Raw genomic sequence first — 16191 nt, 5'->3', positions numbered from 1 at the left:
CAGACTGCCACGGTGGCAGACGGAGCTATATATAAGGATCTATACCCTAAAGATCAAAAGAGACAACCAGCACGCTTATCGGGCGATCTTCGCCGCCTCGCAACTTTGGGATTTCGTGAATTTCTGATTTTCAAACTTATGCGCGAGGGTCGCGAACACGGCAAACTTCTGTCCGATGTTGTCGAAGCGAGTTGGGAACATCTCAAGCACGCGCGCGCACCCATCAACTATCTTCGCGCCTTGCTGCGTTCGACAGCGGATTTTCGCTATCAAGTTCATGCCAGGCAGCCGCGTGAAGACCACGCGGTGCAAAAGAAGCTCAAAACCACTGCCAATGAGCAAACCGTCATTCGACACGCTGGCCAGATTTTCCTCAACCCGGCCGGAACCCGTCGCATCGTCATAGCAAAAGACGCATCGGTAATGACCGTGCATGACAGCATGCGAAGCAACCCCGCGAATCGCAGCGGGCGATTGGAAAGGCACATTTGCTGGGGCGCTCGAAGCAGGCGTCATCCGGCTCGCCACGTCTACAAACGAAGAAGTATTTGCCGCACGCCGACGGGAACAGGTCCATTTACCTTACTCTATTTTCCGGTTTCTGAAGAGCGCCGTCAGACGACCTTACCAGCGACGAACTCTGACCGTTATTCGTTACCATGCTGTGCACATAGTGCACAGTCATATTCATCTGGCGATCCATCCACGCGAGTTTCATCGTGCTCATCAGGCGCAAGAGTGCCTGGCAAACGGCATCGCATTTTCAAGGTTACATACACGATTTGACTATCAGTTCCAGGAGTCTAGAACATCTAGCAGAATTGACGGGTATCCTCGGCCGAATAACTGAACGAGCCTTCTTCTTTCTGAACGAAAATCCAACCGGTGCCGAAAGGTCGAGAAGCAACCATGGCGCCTATATCGCCTTCATGAGGAGCTACTGTGCCGCTTAGCCACATCGCCAACGGGTTCTTCTTCGCCCTCTGGGTTTCAGTTTGCTCGGCGGCGCCCGAGTTTCTCTGGCAGGGATTGCTCTCCCTTTGCGATCATTTCACGTTGCTCACTGCAGCATCGGCGCTGTTGGTCGGTTCCATTCTTGCATTCTTCGTTGAGCCGGTTCTTGAATATTTTCGCAGTCTAAGCTTTCAGTCTGTTCACGCGGACAAGAGCCCTGCATTCGCGGCCTGCACGGCTCTCGCTTTTGCGGTCGTAGCGGTCTGCGTTCACGAGGCTATCACCGTATATGTGGACGCAAGTCCAGCCAACCAGCGTGCCGATGAAAGTCTGGTGCGGGCTGTCTCGCAGGTAATTCAGTGGGCAGCGGTCCCTTTTGCGATAACAACCGCGTGGCTTGCCGCGCGTTCGAATTCCTGGATTTCGTGGCCACTGGCCATACTGCCCCTCCTGATTACCTATGTGACCGGACGAGGATTCGGATGGTCTAGTCGCGATATCATTACAACCGCAATACCATGTACGCTGATACTGACTGGCGGATATATTTGCGTTCGTCAGCAGTGGGATCACCTCACCTTCAGGCGCTGCGCCTTCGTGACTACCGGAATTGCACTGGCGTGGCTTGCTCTTGCGGGCGCGCTGCAGTTAGGTCTGTGGCTTTCCAACGTACGTGCATTCTCCGTGTACGACTGGACCGACTACGGGATTGATTTTCGCTTTTATTTTGGCTGGGTAGTTGGCCTCTGTGTTGCGCCACCCCTTCTGCAGTCGCAACGGGGGCGCGCGGAAACTGACGTCCCCTGACATTGCTCGACAACGACGCTTTCGGGAACAGGACCCGGACTTCTCCTGCGCTGAGCGCGGGATTGTTCAGTTTTAATCTGGACTTCGCGATGAACACGACAATCCGAGGCGCATCGCGCGTCGTAACGAGACATCAAGTCCGAGTTGCTGACAGATTTTGTCAGTGCACGAATGCGCCCAACCACGGGCGGACGGGGGGTGTATCTATAAGCATCAACAAAGGGTGGGCGGCGCCACCGAACAGGAAGCAATATTTGAGGCTGTCCGCTTGTAACGTGCCAGCAATCTGATCGACCAACGCTCACCGCTCGACAGGCAGCGCAACCGGTAGTCAAGCGAATGCGCAAGCCCCATGCTATCGATCAGTCGCTGCGGAATCAGAAATCCGGCGGCACGCTCTGCGTCATGTGCGAAGTGGACGCCGTCAACGACACTCAGCTGGCTACAAAGGCTTCATAGTTTGCGCGGCTGGCAAACTTACCGCGCCGAAACGAAGAGCGAGATGACCCGTCCGGTTGGATCCACCAGAGGCTGCGCAGCTACCGACATGATGCCCCTCTATACCGTAAGTAGCGCGTTGGGTAACAGCGTGTCTACGTCCTTGTCACGGGGTAGCAACGGCCGCCGGCTTGCTGACATCACATACTTCTCGCGACGAAACGTACCATGACGAATCCCATGCTGGACCCCATTCGAAGCGTCGCGTGAACTCATCACACAATCCCGAAGTACGATTTCGATGCTGAGCGACTGGTGTATCCGTAGAAACACGATCAGCCTTCTGGCATTGCTGAGCAACTTCATTCGTTCCCGTTTGTCGCTCACAAGTGTACGCAGCTGGCATCTCGCCAAACCGGGTCGAGCGCGAAAAGCGAGACCACGTTTCAGGATTCGTTGAAACGAAGACTCCCTCGACCGACCGGTCCGGCTTCAGCAGCCATATAGCAAGCTCCCGGAATGTCTGAGTCCTCTTAAAAACGGGGTTCAGTGACCCACCAGACACCGCGATCTGGCCGACGATACCAGTGCGCGCCACAGGCCATGTATGACAAGCAGCCGTCTCAGATGATAACTGCGTGCGACTCCGCATGGCAAACCTCGCACCAATCTCTGGTGGCTGGCTTGCGTTCGAAAACACGGACGCGCCCTTCTAGCACGACCCTCATGAAATCGGAGTCTGTACCATTGCCGCGCATACGATGACTCACCGTGGGACTAGTTCCGTTTATCCAGAGGTCTTCCAGCTTCACGTTGTCCATTCTGAGGCCCTCCTTGACTAAACGCATCCCGGATACAGCACCCACCACTGCCCAGCAGTCGTTCGGGCCACCCTTCCAAAACCCAGAGCCCAATGCGAGAACTCTATTCACGCTCAGGGGGCGTTTATAAGCTCATCTGCCGAGTGGCGACCGGTGTTCAATTGCAGCAGAAGTGGTTCCATCTGTCGCAACGCGTTACTGAGTCGCTTCATGGTCGGTCGGAACGAAGGCAGCGCGGCGAGCATATCGGCGGCTTCAGAACGATGCGCCATTAGCGTATAGCGGGAGCGCAGTACATTGAATTTCGAGTTGTCGACCGGCCATTCATGGTCCAGACCGTGTCAAAACGCATTTTTGAAGCGCTAGAATTTCTCATCCGATAGCGGATGAAGCGATTCGTCCAGGGCGATAGTCGTACGCAAAGCTTTCTCCTGCCAGAAGCGCTTGATGACTACGTGACGGACACGAATCCTGTGCGCGTAGTTGATGTCTTTGTAGATGAGCTTGATCTTCATAAACTCGGGTTTGAAGGTGTCGAACCAGCGTTGACCGGTCGGCCGTCGTATCACCCCGAGGTGATGCTCAAGATCTATATCTATGGTTACCTGAACCGTATTCAATCGAGCCGTCGCCTTGAACGCGAGGCGCAGCGCAACGTCGAACTGACGTGGCTCACGGGCCGCCTGACGCCGGACTTCAAAACCATCTCCCGGTTCCGTAAAGACAACTGGACCTCTTCGCCGAAGCGCTCGTTGCGATCGATGGCAGCAAGTTCAAGGCCGTAAACCATCGTGACCGCAACTTCACGAGCGCGAAGCTCGAACGGCGCATGCGCGACATCGAGTCAAGTATCGCTCGCTATCTCGAGGCGATGGATACAGCGGATCGTCAGGAGCCTGCAATCGCGAAGGCCAGAACAGAGCGATTGCAGGACAAGATTGCCGCCTTGAAGGAAGAGATGCGAAGCCTCAAGGAGATCGAGGTCCAACTCAACGCGGCACCCGACGGACAGGTATCGATCACGGATCCAGATGCCCGTTCGATGAAGACACGAGGAACGGGGAGTCGCCGGCTACAACGTCCAGACGACGGTCGACACGAAACACCATCTGATCGTCGCGCACGCCGTTACCAATGACGGCATTGATCGTGATCAGTTGACGTCAATGGCTAAGCTTGCCCGCGTAGAGATGGCCGTCGACAAGCTCACCGCGATTGCGGATCGCGCTACTACTAGAGCGAGGAAATACTCGCATGCCATGAGGCTGGAATAAGTGAGTGTGTTCGTTCCGAAGACGGTGACATCGAGCGCAACGGCTCATGGCCGCTTCGGCAAGGATGACTTCATTTACAACGCACAGACGAACGAATATCGGTGCCCAGCAGACGAGCGGCTCATCTGGCGATTCTCGACCGTCGAACGCGGCCTGAAGATCAGTAAGTATTGGAGTTCGAATTGCCAGCAATGTCCGCTAAAAGGGGACTGCACGCCAGGTCCTCGTCGTCGCGTGACACGCTGGGAACACGAAGCTGTTCTTGATGAGATGCAGGCGCGGCTTGATCATGCGCCCGAGAGGATGCGCATCCGGCGGCAGACTGTCGAGCACCCGTTCGGCACGATCAAGGCATGGATGGGCGCTACTCATTTCCTGACACGGACCATAGAGCGGGTGAGCACGGAGAATGAAATGAACGCGTCCCACCCGTGAACGATGGAGTCGCATGGAGTTGGACCCACACGGACGAACGACATTGAAGTGCCCAAGATGGAAGATCATAAAGGTCTTCGAGGCGAACTGGAGAGTCCGAGATGAAGCCCACACCGGTTGGAATCGACATCGCGAAAATGGTTTTCCAAGTGCACTACGTGGACGAGGAAACAGGTGAGATTGTGAACAGGCCAATCAAGCGGCAAAAATTCCTGGAACACTTCGTGAACCGCTCTCCATGCCTTATCGGCATCGAAGCGTGCGGGGGTGCTCACCACTGGGCGCGAGAACTCACTAAGATGGGGCATCAGGTGAAGCTGATGCCGGCGAAGTACGTCAAAGCATTCAACATCCGTAACAAGAACGATGCGGCCGATGCCCGCGCGATCTGGCTGGCGGTCCAGCAGCCTGGCAAACCAGTGGCGGTGAAGACCGAAATGCAACAGGCGATGCTGGCGTTACATCGCATGCGCCAGCAACTGGTGAAGTTTCGTACGATGCAGATCAACAGCCTCAGAGGCCTGCTCACCGAGTACGGCGAAGTGATGAGCAAAGGCCGTGCGGCGCTGGACGGGGCGATACCGAACGTGTTGGCAAGGATCAGCGAGCGCCTTCCAGCGGTGCTGGTCGATACGCTGCGCGAGCAGTGGAACGGCCTGGCAAAGCTTGACGAGCAGATTGCCGCGATCGAGCGCCGGATGCGCGAGTGGGTCAAGCAAGATCCCGCCGTAAAGGCGATCAGCGAAATTCCCGGAGTGGGTCTGCTGACAGCAACCGCTGCAGTGGCAACGATGGGCGATGCGAAGGTTTTTCGCTCCGGTCGGGAATTCGCTGCGTGGGCTGGTCTGGTACCCAGACAGAGTGGTTCCGGCGGCAAAGTGAATTTGCACGGGATAAGCAAAAGGGGCGACACGTATCTCCGAACACTGCTGATCCACGGCGCACGCGCCGTGTTGAGTCACGCCAAGGATGCCGGCCCCTGGATTGAGGAGATGCGCAGGCGGCGCCCAGCGAACGTCGTGATCGTCGCGCTTGCCAACAAGATGGCGCGGATGATCTGGGCGATTCTGGCCCATGACCGTCCATATCAGAGGGATTACGTGAGCAGGAAGCCGGCATAGGCGGTAATCGATTCGCGAACAATTAACTTGCAATCAGATTGATACGTCTAAAGGTTGCGCAGGCACCGTATGCGATGACACACCAGGTCGGACCATGACCCACGAAACCTGAAGGCTCATACGAGCTTCGAGCTCGCACGGAGAATGAGGCATGGGTCAGCGGATTTCATAGTGGGCCGCAGCGGATCAGGCTGCAACAAGCCCGGATATAGAGCCGCGATCAACCTGTTTCCCAGAACATACGAGAGCTTGCTCAAACGGGACGCGTTCATATAGATGAGCTTGCACGTGCTGGCGTACAACATGAAGCGAGTGATCAGGCTACTTGGTTCAGAAGCGGTTCTGAAGGCGATGCGTGGGCGGCGACAATTATCTTGGCCGGCCAAGATAGTTGTCGCTGACCGGCCATGCTGCTTGACGCTGTCTACCCTCGGCGGCATCATGCGTCCCGCAGGCCAGACCACATGAATTGGTAGCCCGGGGGCTTCCATTTCGGTCAACGTTGCCTGGAGTGCACCCGCACGAAGCGCATCGGAGACCAGCCACAAAGGTATCTGGGCAATTCCATGCCAGGACAGAGTTGCAGCCGAGATCGCTTCGAGGTGGCCGATTCGCAGGCGTGCCTGAACGGCAACAAACCGGGTTTCACCTGATTTGCCCTTGAAGCGCCATGACTCCACTTTGCCGTCCCGAAGCAAACTGATACATGTGTGATGGTTCAGCGACTCGATCGATGCTGGGCGGCCGTGCGTTGCAAAATACGCGGGCGCTGCGCAAACGACCAGCTTTTGTGTCCCCAGCACGCGTGCCGTCAAGTGTGATCCTTCCTCGAGTTCGCCAATGCGCACGGCGAGATCAATACCTTCCTCGGCAAAATCTACCCGGCGATTGACAAACGTAGCCTCGAGCTCGAGCTGCTCATGGCGCACGGCGAGCTCGAGCAGGACCGGCATTACCCAGCGGGGTCCGAACATTGACGGCAACGATACACGCAGCCGACCGGACGGTACGACTGAGCGTGCCGCAAGCGATGCCTCAGCAGCTTCCAGTTCCGAAAGCGCGCGGATACAACTGGTGTAGAAGGTCTTACCTTCGTCGGTCAACGAAATGCTGCGGGTGGTGCGGTGAAACAGTCGGACGTTGAGTCGCTCCTCCAGACGGGCGATCGCCTTGCCCACTGCCGATTTCGACAAACCAAGCTGCGTGGCCGCGCGCGTGAAACTGCCAGCGTCTGCTGCCTGCACGAAGGCACGGATTGCATTGAGACGCTCGCTGGAGATCATGCGCACATTATTGGCGAATTTCTGTCGCCAGTAAATCGATGGAATGGCGCAACCAGGCGGCCGAATGCGGGAATAAACTTCTAGACGTTATTCAATCCATTGTGGCTCGCCGGTCTATCAATGACCAGTGCCTGGCCCATCGCCCAACTTGACCACTAATCCATGAGCGAACTAAGTATTGACTATCCGCATGTAACGCTGGTGGCTACTGTCTGGCGTAAGCCTCGCCAGTTTTCTTGGTTGCATCGACTTCACCATCGTCAACACGGTCATACCCAATGTTCAGGCCGACCTGCACGCGAGTGTCGGCCAGAGTCAGTGGATCATCTCTGCGTTTCTCGTGGCGCTTTGCACTTGTATGATGGCGGCTGGACGAATGGCCGACCAGTATGGCAGGCGCCGGCTGCTCTATCTCGGATTGGCCCTGTTTGGCCTGTCATCACTTGGCGCCGGGTTTGCAGGCAATATTGGCAGTCTGATTGCTTTTCGATTCGTGCAGGGCATCTCGTGCGCAGTGCTCTATACCTCAACCGCCGCGATTGTCGCCAACGCATTTCCTGAAAACGAGCGGGGCAGGGTGCTCGGTATGCTCTTCGGCGCGAACGGCATTGGCCTCGCAGTCGGTCCCGTGGTGGGGAGGGTGCTGGTCAGCGCTTTTGGATGGCGGTCGGTATTTCTCGTGAATGCACCATTCATCCTGCTGAGCTTTGCCATCTGTTTGTACAGTGTGGGCGAGTCCCGGAATGTCGGAGGGCGTGACGGCATCGACTGGCGTGGTCTGCTGCTGGGCATCACGCAGGGGCAACATTGGGGATGGCTCTCTTCGAAGACGCTGTCGTCATTCGTCGTTGCCACTGCGCTACTTGCATCTCTCGTTCGCGTGGAGCGCACGGTAGCTTCGCCGATCATCCGCATGGACCTGTTCCTGAGCCGTAATTTCATTCATGCTGGAATCGCGACGTTTCTGATGGCGTTCTTTTATTGCGTGGCATTATGCTTTTGCCGACCACTGGAGTCGTCGCATTGTTATCGCCTTTTGTCGGGCGGGCGACTGACCGCATCGGACCCCGGCGTTTTCTTCTGGTGGGTTTTCCACTCTTTGCTCTATCAGCTGTGATGCAGGCGCAATTCTCCACTTCCGTGTCGATTCCGTATGTTGTCGCGGCGTTTGCAATTGTGGGCATTGGGTGGGCTGCATCCTGGGACCCTCGACGGTCCTGGCGCTGTCTTCGGTTCCGGAAAGCGTCAGTGGGGAAGAGCGATGGGAGCATGCTGGACCGTGCACAACCTGGGCGGCGCCATTGGTCTTTCGGTGGCCACGATCGTCTACCAGGTAGTCGCCGATAACTGGCTTTCGCATGCGGTGGCGGGTCGATTGCCGATCAATTCGCACGGTCTGGAAGCGCTCGTGTCCGATCCGCTTTCAGCACCGGCCCGGCTTTCGCGGTACAACCTGGATCCAGGCGAGGTTGGCGATCTCGTCAGGCACTATTTTATGCACGGCTACAATGCTTCGATGTGGCTGCTGCTGCTTGTTTCTCTACTCGCCTTTGGAGCCGTTTTATTTGGGCTACCGAACCGGAGAGGCCCGTCACGATAGCGTTAGGCCGCGATCGCAAAGTCCTGTGCGAATGGATGAAGCGGCCGTTTGCTGCGTTAAGAACACGTGTGGCGCAACCATGCGCTAGTCTGCAGGCTGCGGATATCAGCGTAAGCGCCAACTGGCGCGATATAACATTGCCAGCCGCATCGAGTTGGCTGCGAAGCGGCCTGGTAAAGCTCAGATGTCCCAGCCGTTTACTGTTCGGACGCACAGCGCTGGCTGTGCGCGCGCTCTGGGCTCATCGAGGCAAAAGCAGCGACGCTTTCACTTCGCACGCGCGAGGGCTTGAACAAGAAGCAGTTCTCCGGAACACAGCACCGCATACGCCGTGAGTGACACTTGTGCTTGCGGCGTTGTGTCAGATTTATTTTGATATACGGCTACCAGTCAGCAGGTTTTTTCTACCGGAGATGCACGCGAGGAGCGAACTAGGGTTTTGTTGCGGCGAGCGGCGGACAAGCCCGGCACCCCCGGAAAAAGTTTGAATCGGGAATGTTATCGCGTGCGGTCATGCGTCGAAGCAACGTGCTCGTCCTCTGCATTTTTCTTTGATCAACTGCGAAAGAGAAAATCGTTGGCGGGCGACCTCGCGGACATATTCAGGTCCAGCCCAACCATCGGCTATGGCCACGGCCAAAAGTGCGGCCAGCGAGGGGCATCGCGTTTTGTGCCCGTTCGGTCTTATCCGCTGATGATTTGCAAAGATGGACATCTGCGGATATTGGGCAACGCATCGCGCAATGCAAGGCTGCTCCGCAATCGTTTGACGGTCAAGCTCGCTCACTTTCCTCGTTCATATCAGACCAACCTTGCCCGTGGCCAGGTCGTATATGGCTCCGACGACTTTCACGCGTCGCTCCTTTACCTCACTTGCCAGGACAGGTTCCGATGTGGCCAGCCTGTGTGTATTCAGACGAACGTTTTCGACGATCGAATTCGCGACAAGATAAGCGTTGCCCCGAGTTCGGGCGGTCCTCACGGCCGGCACTATTTCCTGGATCAGCTCGGGCAGGTGACCAGGAAGTGAAGTACTTTCCTGTGCGACCTTGACCGCTGCGGCAACAGCTCCGCAGTTAGTGTGGCCCAGCACCATGATGAGTGGTATTCCGAGGTATTTGACGCCGTACTCGAGACTTGCGATTCCCTCCCGGCTCGCGACGTTGCCTGCAATCCGGATGACGAAAAGTCCGCCGGGTCCCTGATCAAATATCAGTTCGGGGGCGACGCGTGAATCCGCACATCCGACGATCGCGGCGATTGGATGTTGCGCGGAGGCGACCGAAGCGCGCGCAGCGGCACTGTCGATTGGAAGAGGTGTGTTTGTGACGTAACGGGTATTGCCGGCCAGGAGGCGTGACAAAGCCTCGTCAGCCGATATCTTGCCCGGTTCCATTACAACCGTTGAAGATTCGGCATGGGCACTACGTGATTTCACGCCAGCTAACGTGAGCGTGAGCGAGGCGGCGCCGGTAAGGAGCAGTTGTCTCCTTGAAGCGGATGAAGCGCGGTGGTGAGACATAAATTTTTTCGTTGAAAAGGGAGCGACAGAGTCTATTGAGTTGAGAAAGGAAGCAGCTCCGATTTAATGCGATCGGATGCTGCCGAAATGCGTGCCATGGGTTTTGTTCAGGAAAACGCCTCGATGGCCGGCGTAGTTGCGTGCCGGCACAGTCGCGGCTGCTGGCTGCAGCTAAACCGTCGATTGGAAACCTCGGCGAGCGGTGACGGCGGCGAGGGCCGGTTAAGGGAGCCGGGAGCGGGTGCAGTCGTTGTCGATAAAGTTTGTCCGTAGCCAGGGAGACGCAGCAGGTCTGTTCGGTCAGTCAGCGGGGTGCCAAAACTCGCGGGCGAGCTGATGCAGCATTCGTTCGAAAGTGCTTGCATATGTGCGACTGTCAAACAGCGCAAAGCTATGTCGTTTCCCCACGAGATGCCGTTTAATTGAGGACAGACGCGCAGGTATTTCGATCAGGCTGGTCGCGATCGCGACATATTCCTGCTCGCGGGTTGCCACAAGTTGGTCCAGCGCGACTTCATGAAGCAGGGAAGCCGCGACCCGTGACGCGAACGTTTCTCCAATCAGGGTGAGTACCGGGGTGCCTGCCCAGAGCGCATCGCTCGTCCCTGTATGCGCGCCGTATGGGTAAGTGTCCAGCATCAGATCTACGCAGCTAAGCCGGGAAATATGGAGTTCAGTAGACACCACAGGTTGGAAAAAAAGCCGTGAAGCGGTCACACCTCGCTTACAGGCCTCGCGCACGAGGTTGTCGACGACGGTCTCTTCAGGGGCGAGCAGACACAGGACGGTCTGGGGATGCTGACGCAGGATGGAACACCAGACATCGAACATCGCCGGTGTGATCTTGTATGGCTGTCCAAAATTGGCCAGTACAAAATGATCGGGTGGAAATCCGAATGACTGTCGGGCGTTTCTGAGCGGGAGGATGCGAGAGCTGTCGTTTGGTTGATAGCAGTGTGGCAGCCTGATGATCCCCTCGGAGTATTTGTCTTCGAGTTCGGGCGGGATCGTAACCCGGTCAGCAATGATCGCGTCGACGAGTCCGGCGCCGAAGCTACCTGGGTAATAAAGGTACGCGAGCTGGACGGGCGCCGGGCGCAGCGCAAGGACACCACATCTTGCATCAGCCGGGTTCTGCAGGAATAGCAGTATGTCGATACCGTCACTGCGGATTCGCGTCGCCAGGTCCTCGTTGGAAAGGTCCTGGACGACGTGGAAATTGTCGAACGCAGACTTCATGCGTCGTCTAAGTTCATCGTCTGCAGCAGCACCATAGTCGTATGCGATGTATTCGACTGTGTCGCGGTCGTGTGCCTCAATCATTCCGACCATGAGATAGGACGTCGCCTGATTGAAAAAGTCGCGTCCAAGGAAGCCGACCCGTAACTTGCCCGGGCTCCTTTTCACTTCGGCGCGAAACTGTTCGGCGGAGTAGGGAAGTGCAGTGCGCCGCGCATTGTGCGAGCGCTCATTCTGGGCCGCGTCTTTCAGGACGGCGAGAGCATTGCGCTCAGCGCATGCAAGAAGATCTTTCGCGCCCAGATGGGGGGAGGCCAGGCTGGTTTCGCCACAAACCCAGCCGTTGGTATGTCGTACGGTTGATTGCATGACGCGTTGCAAATGGTCGTACCGTTGCCATTGGCAGACGTTGATCGCCGAGCGCAGTTCCTCAATTGCAGCCTGAAAGTCCTCAGTGATTTCTGATGAGGCTGTGGGCAGCCCCGTTTCTACTTCGGCAGGCGTGCCCCCAACCGCATATTGAAGCGCAAGCCCGGCGGGGCTATGTGAGCCGCTGTCTGATTGCCCGTGGGGGGTGTCAGAGGGGGATAAGTTTTTGAAGTTACCAGTTCGCATGACGACTCAATAAATCAACACCAAAACATTCTTGTGAGATCCGACGGGGGGCTCACTTAAAAACCCGGCGTGACTCCTTACGCAAATATCGCGCTGCGAGACTTCATTCAGCAGCGGGGCAATGTGCCGGCACACGATCGACTGTCGACGTAACACCTAGCACAGCCGAACGACCAAGCCGGATGACCGAAGGCGCGTGTCGCCCTTCACCCGAACGAGTCAAACAGAAGTTCGGACGCGATGATGGCAATTCTAGTCGGCTATGCGGTTTGAATGACGTGAATCTTTCTGGAAAAGTATGTCGGCGTGTGTCATGACGCGCATGCGACCGTGATGGGGGATGTGCGCCTGGTGGCGCTAGACACGATCGTCGATCACGGCATGTCTGTTCCGCGGTGCGCCGGGAGAGTGTGTTTCCGGACCCAGAAGCACCTTACATCTTCGTTTTCATTCCAGGCCGGATGTGGGCTAGCGCACGTTGGGACTGAGCTCATGTGTGGATGAGCGGGGTCTATTGACATGAACGAATCGCGTGCCGCGGCAGCAGTAAGGCGGCGCGGAGGCGTGGAGGCGGCGGCGATTATCCCGGCACCATGAAACCCCGCGAAACAATATTCAGGTTACCTATGCCCGCAGCATTAAATACAATCATCTTACGCAATCGAAAGGTTTTTCGGCGGTGTGAAGGAGGTTGATGCAGCGATGGTACCCGGTGCAGATTGAGGTTCGGCCGCTGGTCAGTGTGACGCATTAACGGGATGGATGCCGGTTGAGCCCGAAGGGCCGTCGATCCGGTTTGCAGTGTCTCTCCTTATCAAGCAGTTCGTAGTACGAAATAAATATTCCGTCAGTCGTGATGCCTGGCGGGTGGTTGACCCGGTCTGTCTTTGATGGTGTGGAGTGTGGCGTGATGAACGAATGGACCGATCTGGTAGGGCAGGGCGTCTCCCATCTACGGGGAGGGCGACACCTGGAGGCCGCGATCGTCGCGGAGCAGGCGATCCACTGCGCGCCGCGAGATCCGGTGGCGAGCCTCGTGCTGGGCATCTCGCTGGGCAGGCTGGGCCGTCTGTCGGATGCGATCCAGTGGCTGCAGTTCGCCGCCGGTCTCGCGCCGCAGGACGCGCAGATCCGCTTTAACCTGGCGGTGTGCCTGGCCGAGGCCGGCCAGACCGAGCTGGCCATGGTGGAGTACGCGCGGTGCCTTCAGATCGCTCCGGACTATGCGGACGCACTGTGGAACTACGGCGAGATGCTGCGCCTGCGTGAGCATTTCAGGAAAGCGCTCGAGTGCTTTGACCGGCTCGAGCGCATCGAGGGCAAGCGGCGCGCGAAGATGGCGCACCGCATGGCGGTGTGCTGCGCCTATCTGGGTTTGCACGAACGGGCTGACACGCTGTTCTCGCAGCAGCTCGCCGAAGACGAGGACCCGGTCACGCACTGGGAGTATTCCCTGTACCTGCTGGGATGCGGGCGCTTTGACGCGGCGTGGCCGCATTACGGCAAACGCTTTGAGGCCGGCGCACGGATCTCCCTGCAACGGGCGGAGTATCCGTTCGCGCTGTGGGGCGGCGAGTTCGAGCGGGATGCGGTGCTGCTGGTGGATGGTGAACAGGGCGCGGGTGACGAGATCCTGTTCTCGTGTTTCTTCGCCGGTCTCATCCAGCGTGCCGCAGGCGCCGGCATGCGGGTGGTGATCGCCTGTCATCCGGGCCTTGTGCGCCTGATGCAGGCGAGTTTCCCGGGCGCGCACCTCCTCGCGCACAACGTGGCGCGGCCCGCCGACGTGCAGGCCGCGGTGGCAGGCGCGAGGAAGGTGTGGCGGGCGTCGATGGGCGATCTGCCGTGCTGGCTGCCCAAGCCAGAGACGGCCGCCTACCTGGTACCGGATCAGGACGACGTGGCGCTCATGAAATCGCTGCTGGGTTCATCGGGCCATGTGCGCGTGGGCCTGGTGTGGAGTGCCAACCCGCATTCGCAGCAGACGAACCGGCGTCAACGCAATGTGGATCCGGTGCTGCTCAATGCGGTTCTGGATGACTTCCAGCGCACCCGGCCGGACGTGGCGTTCTACAGCCTGCAAAGCGCGGAGCACTGTGCTTCGTTAAGCCATCTGGCGGACCTGCCGGTGCGCGACATGAGCGGGGTGCTGACGGACTTCAGCCGCACCGCGGCCCTGATGAAGGAGATGGACGTGGTGGTGTCGGTCTGCACGTCGACGGCCAACCTGGCGGGCGCCCTGGGCTGTGACACACGCGTACTGCTCAAGACGCACGCGGACTGGCGCTGGTTGAGCGATACGGCCTGGTACCCGCACGTGCGGACCTACCGGCAGCAGGTTTACTCCGACTGGTCCGCACCGCTTGCGGGGCTGTTCCGGGAAATTGGCGACTCTAACAAGTCCAGAAACAAAATCGAAGTAGGAGTTGCACCATGAACCGGATCTATCGACTCATCTTTGATCGCAAAACGGGTCGAACTGTCGTTGCATCAGAGCATGCGCACAGCCGTACGAAGTCGTCGAAATCGGCAATCGTTGGCCAGGCCCCGATCATCATTTCGATGGCGCTGGCGCTCTCGACGCCGGACGTTCAGGCAGACACTCAGAGTGGAACATCGGTATATGGAGTGGGTGCGTGCACACCAACTTTAAATAACGCGGTCCTTTACGGGCTGAGCACAGGATGCGGGATTGGGGGAGGAAACCTCGACACAGGTATTGGCTACCAGTCCTTGAATAACGCGTTCGGCAGCGGCAACACAGGCGTTGGATACCAGTCAGCTAACACAGTGACGGGCAACAGCAACACGGCTGTCGGAACTTCGGCCGGTGCGAATGTCACGGGTGACAGTAATAGTGCTTTTGGTGCTTCGACGGGTATTGGTGTAACCGGTACCGGCAACTTGGCCACAGGGGCTCAGGCCGGCAACACCGTAGTTGGAGGCTTAAACGTAGCGGTCGGAGCTAATACCGGTAGTAAAGTCACTGGCAACGGTAACGCAGCGGTTGGGGGGAACGCGGGTGTTAGCGTCACGGGCAGCGGCAACACATCCATTGGCGGAGGTTCGGCGGTAGGCTTAGTTGGTAACAACAATACGGCTTTAGGTGCTAACGCGCTCACTGGTGGCGGTACTGTTGCCCCCGTCACGGGCAATGAGAATATTGGAATTGGCAGCCAAGCCGGCTTTTATCAAACTGGTAGCGCGAATGTCTGGATTGGGGGCGCGCCCCAGACGGATGGTACTGGAAGTCGAACTGGCTTTTCTGCCTTGGGCAACAATAACGTGGGCATAGCGGCGGGGGCCGGGAATTATGTCACCGGGAACAACAACATTGCGATGGGGCAGGGAGCTGGGGCGGGCACCGCATCAAACACTATGATCGCCTCACAGGCAATTGGCATCGGAACCGGAGCGGGTGACTTCGTCTCGGGTGTTTCAGACACAGCCGTCGGTACAGGAAGCGGGGTGAATGTTACGGGTAACAACAACACCGCCTACGGGGCCTCGGCAGGCGTGAATGTTACGGGTGGCAATAACATCGGTCTTGGCACGGGTAGTGGGAACAGTCTTGTTGGCTCGAGTAACGTCGCAATTGGCCTGAGTACCGGGCAATTTGTTTCAGGATCCAACAACATAGCGATTGGGAATAATGCAGAGTCTGGTAAGAGTCCCACGAGTCCCCTGGTAGTAAGCAACGCCGTTGCAATTGGAAATGGCGCGAATGCGTCTGGCAATGGTTCTGTCGTACTGGGTGTCGGCAGCACGGACGGAGGGGTAGCAAACGTTTTTAGCGTTGGCAGTACCGCTGTCGGAGGCCAACGCAAGATCATCAATGTCGCCAATGGAACGATTGGCGCGGGCAGCACTGACGTCGTGACCGGGGATGAGCTTTTCACGACCAACAATAGTGTTTCGTCACTGTCGACCACGGTAGATACGTACAGCAGCAGCATCGGTTCGCTGTCGACGGGCCTGAATACGAACAACAGCAACGTGGCGTCACTGTCAACAACCGTAGGTGTGAACACGAGCAGTGTCGCGTCGCTGTCGACGACGGTGGGTACGTACAGCAGCAGCAT

At 57.6% G+C, this 16191-nt stretch carries 10 protein-coding genes and 1 pseudogene; 7 read left to right on the top strand and 4 right to left on the bottom strand.

Annotation, left to right across the window (positions count from 1 at the left end; genetic code table 11):
• Positions 1-75: 75 nt before the first annotated feature.
• On the bottom strand, positions 76-516 hold the full coding sequence (locus tag M0D66_RS36865) for a hypothetical protein (protein WP_266212840.1): 441 nt from the start codon (positions 514-516) through the stop codon (positions 76-78).
• 426 nt (positions 517-942) lie between these two features.
• Here M0D66_RS36865 and M0D66_RS36860 point away from each other — a divergent pair, with 426 nt between their 5' ends.
• From M0D66_RS36860 to M0D66_RS36850, 3 genes and pseudogenes are all read left to right on the top strand, one after another.
• Complete coding sequence (locus M0D66_RS36860) at positions 943-1761, top strand: hypothetical protein (RefSeq protein ID WP_266212839.1); 819 nt, start codon at positions 943-945, stop codon at positions 1759-1761.
• Between the two features lie 1645 nt (positions 1762-3406).
• Positions 3407-4702, top strand: a pseudogene (locus tag M0D66_RS36855) (IS1182 family transposase); the annotation flags it as partial.
• 128 nt (positions 4703-4830) lie between these two features.
• On the top strand, positions 4831-5850 hold the full coding sequence (locus M0D66_RS36850) for an IS110 family transposase (protein ID WP_201139494.1): 1020 nt from the start codon (positions 4831-4833) through the stop codon (positions 5848-5850).
• A 116-nt stretch (positions 5851-5966) separates the two neighbouring features.
• On the opposite strand, the gene M0D66_RS36845 is transcribed toward M0D66_RS36850, so the two are convergent.
• Positions 5967-7133 carry a LysR family transcriptional regulator gene (locus M0D66_RS36845; protein ID WP_266212838.1) on the bottom strand — a complete coding sequence of 389 codons (1167 nt, stop codon included), beginning with the start codon at positions 7131-7133 and terminating at the stop codon, positions 5967-5969.
• Positions 7134-7341: 208 nt separating this feature from the next.
• Here M0D66_RS36845 and M0D66_RS36840 point away from each other — a divergent pair, with 208 nt between their 5' ends.
• Positions 7342-8250, top strand: a complete 909-nt coding sequence (locus M0D66_RS36840; RefSeq protein WP_266212847.1) for an MFS transporter — start codon at positions 7342-7344, stop codon at positions 8248-8250.
• Positions 8251-8412: 162 nt separating this feature from the next.
• Positions 8413-8733, top strand: coding sequence for a hypothetical protein (locus M0D66_RS36835; RefSeq protein WP_266212836.1), 321 nt, complete (start codon positions 8413-8415; stop codon positions 8731-8733).
• A gap of 796 nt (positions 8734-9529) precedes the next feature.
• On the opposite strand, the gene M0D66_RS36830 is transcribed toward M0D66_RS36835, so the two are convergent.
• Together M0D66_RS36830 and M0D66_RS36825 are read right to left on the bottom strand one after the other, a co-directional pair.
• Positions 9530-10255 carry a carbonic anhydrase gene (locus tag M0D66_RS36830; RefSeq protein ID WP_266212835.1) on the bottom strand — a complete coding sequence of 242 codons (726 nt, stop codon included), beginning with the start codon at positions 10253-10255 and terminating at the stop codon, positions 9530-9532.
• A gap of 300 nt (positions 10256-10555) precedes the next feature.
• On the bottom strand, positions 10556-12109 hold the full coding sequence (locus M0D66_RS36825; protein WP_266212834.1) for a hypothetical protein: 1554 nt from the start codon (positions 12107-12109) through the stop codon (positions 10556-10558).
• Positions 12110-13019: 910 nt separating this feature from the next.
• On the opposite strand from M0D66_RS36825, the gene M0D66_RS36820 reads away from it, so the two are divergent.
• The gene (locus M0D66_RS36820; RefSeq protein ID WP_266212833.1) at positions 13020-14546 is read left to right on the top strand and encodes a tetratricopeptide repeat-containing glycosyltransferase family protein; all 1527 of its coding nucleotides are present in this window, start codon (positions 13020-13022) and stop codon (positions 14544-14546) included.
• On the top strand, positions 14543-16191 hold a 1649-nt coding region (locus M0D66_RS36815; protein WP_266212832.1), incomplete at its 3' end, for an ESPR-type extended signal peptide-containing protein. The genes M0D66_RS36820 and M0D66_RS36815, both read left to right, overlap by 4 nt.

The organism is Paraburkholderia sp. SECH2 (genome assembly GCF_030464795.1).
Classification (GTDB): Bacteria; Pseudomonadota; Gammaproteobacteria; order Burkholderiales; family Burkholderiaceae; genus Paraburkholderia; species Paraburkholderia aspalathi.
Note: the sequence above shows the minus strand (reverse complement) of the source record. Positions and strands in the feature narration are given on the sequence as shown.